Raw genomic sequence first — 6,890 nt, forward strand, 5'->3', positions numbered from 1 at the left:
AGCTGGGATAATTCCTTCACACTCTCTTTGATGTGTATTGTTTTTGCGAATGACACATTGTTATATTTATAGTTTAGTCCAAAAATAATAAAAAAAATCTATTCTGCAAATATTGGACTGAATTTTATTTATAATTGGTATAAATATCTGATCGAGATTGCGAATGAAACAGGCCGGCATTATGTGTCCAAGCCCGTTCGGTTTGGAATTTTGTACAGAAAAGTCAATGAAATTCTGCATTCCGAATACCAGTAATATAGTCAATCCGTGATGTCAAATGGGATGGATCTATTTCTAATACAGAAAAGCCGGTGTAATTAACAGTTTTATTTATTGATTCCTTCAAGTTGAATTTTTGCTGAGACATTGAATTCGCAATTCTTTCCGATTTAAATTTTTCAGCCAAATATTCCTGTTCCGTTTGCCCGGGAGTGGGGATAAAAATTGCCTTTTTGCCAAGTACCGCCAGGTCCATAATTGTTGAGTACCCCGGCCTGCTTATTATAAGTTCAGACTCACAAATCGTTCTGTTCAATTCCTCTGAATTCAGGTGTGATATTATTTCAATATTATCGTTTATCTTTTTTATTTCTTTTATTTCTGGTATACCTTGAACTATTAGGCATTTAAGTTTGATGGCCTGTAATTCATTAAGAATAATATTTTCAAATACACTTCTTTGCGGTTCAGGGCCTGAAAGTATGGCAAGAACATCATACTTTTTTTTTGTTACAGGAATAACGTTTGTGAACCTACTGAGAGGGCCAATGAAATAAGTGTTGGCGGGTAGTTTTTGTTTGTGTGAAAGGTCTCCCGACAAATTCGGTGTTCCTTCCAGATCGGGTATCCAACATTCGTTATATTTCCTGATAAATCGGCTGTTGAATTTGTGTAATATTTTACCGGCAAAGGGAGTTCTGATGTTCAATTGGTGTGTGATAAAAATACAGGGGACGGTCTTACTCCATAAACCATAACGGTTATCGGAAATAACAGCATCAATATTTTTTTCTTTAATGATCGTTTTTAATTGTTTGTGTTCACGATAAATTGCCGTAAATATTTTTGATGCTTGCCAAAGCATACTGACGGTCAGGTTTCCTTTTCGGGGATAGTAAATGTTGTAGCCTGGCAATACAACAAATTCAAGTTGCGGAAATTCATCTCTTAAAAGAGCAAGAGGACGCTTATCTGCTGCAAGTATAACTTCAGCATTATTAAGAAGCAATTGCCTGATAATAGGTATACAGCGTGTGGCATGTCCCAAACCCCAGTCAAGCGGGGCAATGAGTATTCTTTTCTTTGAGTACATCAATGAATAAGGCCTGCTCTCGGTAGGCAGGAATTTTTACGAATGTACGAATTACGAATGGGAGGTATAGAACACATTCGTATATTCGTTTCTTATTCGCTATTTGTTGATTTAATATGGGTAAGAAAAAATTACAGCGTTTTGCTGAAGTTGCTGCTTTTCCGCATGTGTTTGAATTTGGATTTCCGCAGATAAAGGAAGGATTCAGACTTAAAGGTAAGTGGAGTACAGATTTCTTTAAAAATGATCAACCTATTGTGGTAGAATTGGGTTGTGGCAAAGGAGAGTATACAGTAGGTTTGGCACAAAAGTATCCCGCCCGGAATTTTATAGGAGTTGATATTAAGGGCAACCGGATATGGAGAGGCGCGAAAACAGTGCTTGAGAACAAAATAAATAATGCTGCGTTTCTGCGCACCCGCATTGATTTTATTGAATCATGTTTTAAACAGGATGAGGTGAGTGAGATATGGATCACTTTTCCCGATCCGCAACCCCAACTTTCGCGTGAACGAAAGCGATTAACCTCCCCTAAATTTCTGGATCGTTATAAGAATGTATTAAAGCCCGGAGGAATTATTCACCTGAAAACCGATAATAAATCTTTATGGGAATATACACTGGAGGTGATCAGGGAAAATAAATATCAATTATTGGTTTCTACAAGCGATCTATATTCTTCCGGCTCTCCTGAATTAGTTGACGCGGCCTCTATTCAGACTTTTTATGAAAATTTATTCAGTAAGCAGGGGTTTAAAATTTGTTATCTAAGTTTCCGGTTCTATTCCAACTTGAAACCTGAAACCTGAAACTTTTTCATTTTTTGGGATAATCCACATTATAATGAAGTCCCCGGCTTTCTTTCCTTTCCTGCGCTCCGATTATTATCAGGTATGCAACGTTGATCAGGTTTCTTAGTTCGCAAAGCTTTGGTGATATGGTTGTTTTGTTATAGAGGGCTTCATTCTCTTTATAAAGTATTTCAAGACGGTCAAAGGCTCTTTGCAAACGCAGGTTGGAACGCACTATTCCTACATAATAGGTCATAATAGCCTGTACCTCACGTAAACTTTGCGTGATCAGGATCATTTCTTCGGGAGCTTCAGTCCCCTCAGCATCCCAATCGGGTATACCGTTGCAGTATGATGTTGCTTTTGCCGCATCAATAGCATCTTTACTTGCCAGGTTCGCATACACTACTGCTTCAAGCAATGAATTAGAAGCTAACCGGTTAGCACCATGCAATCCTGTTGAGGAGCACTCTCCAACTGCATACAGATTTTTCAATGAAGCACGGCCTTTTTTATCCACTTTAATGCCTCCGCACATATAATGTGCAGCGGGTGCTACAGGGATCATTTTTTTACCCGTATCAATCCCTAGTGTTTTGCACTTGTTGAAAATATTCGGAAAGTGTTCAGTGAATTTTTTTTGATCGAGATGCGTGCAATCCAGGTAAACAAAATCTTCCCCCCGTAATTTCATTTCATTATCAATTGCGCGGGCCACAATATCGCGTGGTGCGAGTGATAGGCGGCTATCGTATTTATGCATGAATTCTTTTCCATCCTGCGTTCTTAAAATTCCACCGAAACCGCGAACGGCTTCTGAGATGAGAAATGAAGGATTCTCCCCCGGGTTATAAAGTGCAGTTGGGTGAAATTGGTAAAATTCCATATTTTCAATAGTCCCCTTGGCGCGGTATACCATTGATATGCCATCGCCTGTGGCAATTCCAGGATTAGTAGTAACGCTGTATACATTTCCGGCACCGCCTGTTGCCACTAAAGTTGTTTTTGCAATAATGGTTTCTATTCTTCCCGTCTTTTCATTCAATACATAAGCTCCGTAACATGTAATATCAGGTGTTCTGCGGGTTACTTCAATTCCAAGATGATGTTGGGTAAGGATATCAATGGCGAAGTGATGCGGCAATATTTCTATATTAGGGTGCTTGTGCACCTGTTCGAGTAAAGCGCGCTCTATTTCAAATCCTGTATTGTCCTTATGATGCAATACCCGGTGTTCTGAGTGTCCGCCTTCTTTGGCCAGGTCATATTCGCCTGTTGAGGTTTTGTCAAAACGGGCTCCTAATGAAATTAATTCTTTTATACTTTCTGTTGATTCGGCAATTACCATTCGGACTACATCCTCATCACACAAACCATCACCGCAAATTATGGTGTCTTTAATATGTTTTTCATACGAATCGGGTTTGTGCATCACCGCCGCAATACCGCCCTGGGCATATTTGGTATTGGATTCATCTTCAGTGGCTTTGGTTACCATGCACACTTTGCCGTGAGGCGCAACTTTAAGCGCATAGCTCAGGCCGGCAATACCCGAGCCCAAAATCAGGAAATCAACGTGTCGTTTCAAATTTCTTACCTTTGTAGTGTAAAAATAATCTGTGTAAAGTTAATAGTTCCCAATAATTACCACTATGGAATCACCAGTAAAAAAACCGGTTGTAATATATGCTGAAAGCACCCCCAATCCTTCAGCTATGAAATTTGTTGCTAACAGGCTGTTGGTGCCTGAAGGAGCAACGGTTGAATACAAAACCCCTGCGGAAGCTAAAACATCACCTCTGGCTTTGCAGCTTTTTATGTTTTCATTTGTAAAGCAGGTATTCATTGCGGGGAATTATATTACCATTACTAAGAATGATACTGTTGTATGGGAAGATGTTATTCAACATGCCAGGGATTTTATCAAACTGTTTTTGGAAGAAGGAAATGCTGTGGTAAATGAATTGCCCCAAAAGGAAGTAGCTACTGACAATACATTTGTTGAAACAAAAAGTGTTTATACTGAACACACAGCGCCGGTTACCGAAATAGAAACAAAAATAGTTGAGATACTTGAAGAATATATTCGTCCGGCAGTAGAGCAGGATGGAGGACTGATCACGTTCAAGTCTTTTACTAATGGTATAGTGACTGTTCAGATGAAAGGCTCCTGCAGTGGTTGCCCATCATCAACACTAACACTAAAGGCTGGTATTGAAGGCTTATTGAAGCGTATGGTACCCGATGTGAAAGAAGTAGTGGCGGAAGCGGTTTGAAAGGTTCAAGGTTCCATGTTCAAAGTTCAATGTTAATATTTGATTGTGGTTTTCGGTTTGAAAAGTTCAAGGTTCCGTTTCAAAGTTCAATGTTAATATTTGATTGTGGTTTTCGGTTTGAAAAGTTCAAGGTTCCGTGTTCAAAGTTCAATGTTAATATTTGATTGTGGTTTTCGGTTTGAAAAGTTCAAGGTTCCGTGTTCAAAGTTCAATGTTAATATTTGATTGTAGTTTTCGGTTTGAAAAGTTCAAGGTTCTGTTTCAAAGTTCAATGTAATATTTGATTGTGGTTTTCGAGAAATGCATAACCCATAAACTCCGAACCTTGAACCTCGAACTTTGAACCCCGAACAATTTTATTTCTCCACCCAATCCCCGTGTTTTTTGATAAGATCAATTAAAGCGTCAACTGCTTTTTCGGATTCGATGTTGCGTTGGACCACTTCTTTGCCTTTATAGAGTGTAATCTTTCCTATTCCGGTTCCTACATAACCATAATCAGCATCGGCCATTTCGCCCGGGCCATTCACTATGCAGCCCATTATGCCAATTTTAACTCCCTTCAGGTGATCTGTGCGTTTGCGGATCTTCGCGGTTGTTTCCTGGAGGTCAAATAATGTGCGTCCGCATGAGGGGCAGGATATGTATTCTGTTTTTGAAATACGTGTTCTTGCAGCCTGCAAAATTCCAAAGCATGTGCTGTTGATTAGTTGTAAAGGAATCTCGGGTGTATTGATCCATACCCCATCACCAAAGCCATCAATTAATAAGCCCCCAATGTCTGTGGAAGAGAATAGTTGAAACTTGTCCGCACCGATTATATTATAACTGCGTTTAATAATTACAGGCAGGGGGCAATTCAGGTTATTTAATTCAACAAATGCGCGGCGTTGTTCAGCCATGCCATGTTCATTGTTTGTTTCAAGGACGAAAACAATTTTTTCATTCTTTAGTTGTTGAATGATTTCCGGATTTTTCAACACAATATCAATGTCAATTAAAATAAAATTCAATAGACCATGCTCTTTGGTTTGAATAAAGTCACTGAAGTTAAACAAAGGATAACAACGTGTTTTATTATCCAGGTTAAGCCAGGTAGAATGATTATATATAAGTCCGAGTGTGCCGGGTATCTCAAAATCGATCTTGTTATTGCCGGCAAAAATATAATCACATGCCTGGTCGGTTAAATTCCATTTATCATTTGGTACAGAATAGTTATAACCAACAGCAAACAAGTTAGCCGGTGTTATATTATTCCCTTGTTTACTGTAATCAGCAATTACGCGGGGTACATTGTGTCCGCCGATATTATTCAGTTCAATACTGTTTCTTTTTTTGTATTCAAATGGATTATAGGTTTCAGGTTTGAGGTTGAAGGTTCCAGATTTCTGGTCGTTGCCTTTTGAACCTGAAACCTGAAACCTGAAACTCATTCTATCAACCAACATCTTCGCCACAGGTATTTCAAATTCCGGATCTTCAGTTAACGACACGCGTATTGTATCACCGAGGCCATCTTCAAGCAGTGTGCCAATTCCAACGGCTGATTTAATGCGGCCATCTTCGCCATCACCAGCTTCAGTCACACCTAAATGGAGCGGATAGTTTCGTCCGGTTTCAATCATTTTGTTGACCAATAGCCGGTAAGCCTGTATCATTACAAGGGTATTGCTGGCTTTCATTGAAAGCACAACATTGTAATATCCCTGGTCTTCGCATATTCTTAAAAATTCAAATGCTGATTCAACCATGCCCAATGGCGTATCTCCATAACGGCTAAGTATGCGGTCGCTAAGTGAGCCATGATTGGTGCCAATACGCATGGCGGTACCATACTCTTTGCAAATCTTTACAAGCGGGATAAAGCGTTTACAAATGCGATCAAGTTCAGCCTGGTACGTAGCATTCGTATATTCAATAGTTTCAAACTTCTTTTTGTCGGCATAGTTGCCGGGATTAACACGGACCTTCTCAACAATACGCGCAGCAAGTTCAGCGGCGTTTGGAGTATAATGAATATCGGCAATGAGAGGTGTTTTATAGCCCCGGGCACGTAATTCTTTTTTTATATTCTCAAGATTTTGAGCTTCTTTTAAACTAGGGGCTGTTATACGCACATACTCGCAACCGGCTTCGATCATGCGGATACTTTGTGCAACCGTGGCTTTTGTATCCAGGGTATCAGTTGTGGTCATTGACTGAACACGAATAGGGTTATTGGCTCCCAGTGCCACGTCGCCAATTAAAACTTCGCGGGTTTTGAACCTGGAGTATTCGGTTAAATTGTTGCAGTATTTGGTATTATCCACTGGTTGAAGTATTCAGTGGTAAATTTACTAATATTTAAGGGATGCCATCGCTTTAAGCGCAATGTCATTAAGTTCTATATTATATTGCTCTTTTATAGTTAGTTAATGTTTGATGTTTCCCCAAAGGCTTGCTACGCATTTTTCTTCTTTTAAAGGATCTTCCTATTCTTATGGGCTCATAATATTGTTGTTGTAGTTG

5 protein-coding genes are annotated in these 6,890 nt (G+C 39.4%); 2 read left to right on the forward strand and 3 right to left on the reverse strand.

The window, feature by feature from the left end; all coding sequences use genetic code 11:
• Nucleotides 1-223: 223 nt before the first annotated feature.
• On the reverse strand, nt 224-1,312 hold the full coding sequence (locus HYU69_04025; protein MBI2269508.1) for a glycosyltransferase: 1,089 nt from the start codon (nt 1,310-1,312) through the stop codon (nt 224-226).
• A gap of 116 nt (nt 1,313-1,428) precedes the next feature.
• Here HYU69_04025 and trmB point away from each other — a divergent pair, with 116 nt between their 5' ends.
• Nucleotides 1,429-2,121 (forward strand): tRNA (guanosine(46)-N7)-methyltransferase TrmB, encoded by a 693-nt coding sequence (gene trmB / locus HYU69_04030; GenBank protein ID MBI2269509.1) that lies wholly within the window; start codon nt 1,429-1,431, stop codon nt 2,119-2,121.
• Nucleotides 2,122-2,128: 7 nt separating this feature from the next.
• On the opposite strand, the gene nadB is transcribed toward trmB, so the two are convergent.
• Nucleotides 2,129-3,691: an L-aspartate oxidase gene (gene nadB / locus HYU69_04035; GenBank protein ID MBI2269510.1), complete on the reverse strand. Its 1,563-nt coding sequence runs from the start codon at nt 3,689-3,691 to the stop codon at nt 2,129-2,131.
• A gap of 64 nt (nt 3,692-3,755) precedes the next feature.
• On the opposite strand from nadB, the gene HYU69_04040 reads away from it, so the two are divergent.
• The gene (locus HYU69_04040; protein MBI2269511.1) at nt 3,756-4,379 is read left to right on the forward strand and encodes a NifU family protein; all 624 of its coding nucleotides are present in this window, start codon (nt 3,756-3,758) and stop codon (nt 4,377-4,379) included.
• A 356-nt stretch (nt 4,380-4,735) separates the two neighbouring features.
• Here the strand turns inward: HYU69_04040 and ispG are convergent, their stop codons facing one another.
• A complete protein-coding gene (gene ispG, locus HYU69_04045) occupies nt 4,736-6,703 on the reverse strand; it encodes a (E)-4-hydroxy-3-methylbut-2-enyl-diphosphate synthase (GenBank protein ID MBI2269512.1) in 1,968 nt (655 codons plus the stop codon).
• Between the last annotated feature and the right edge of the window lie 187 nt (nt 6,704-6,890).

The organism is Bacteroidota bacterium (assembly GCA_016183775.1).
Lineage (GTDB): Bacteria > Bacteroidota > Bacteroidia > JABDFU01 > JABDFU01 > JABDFU01.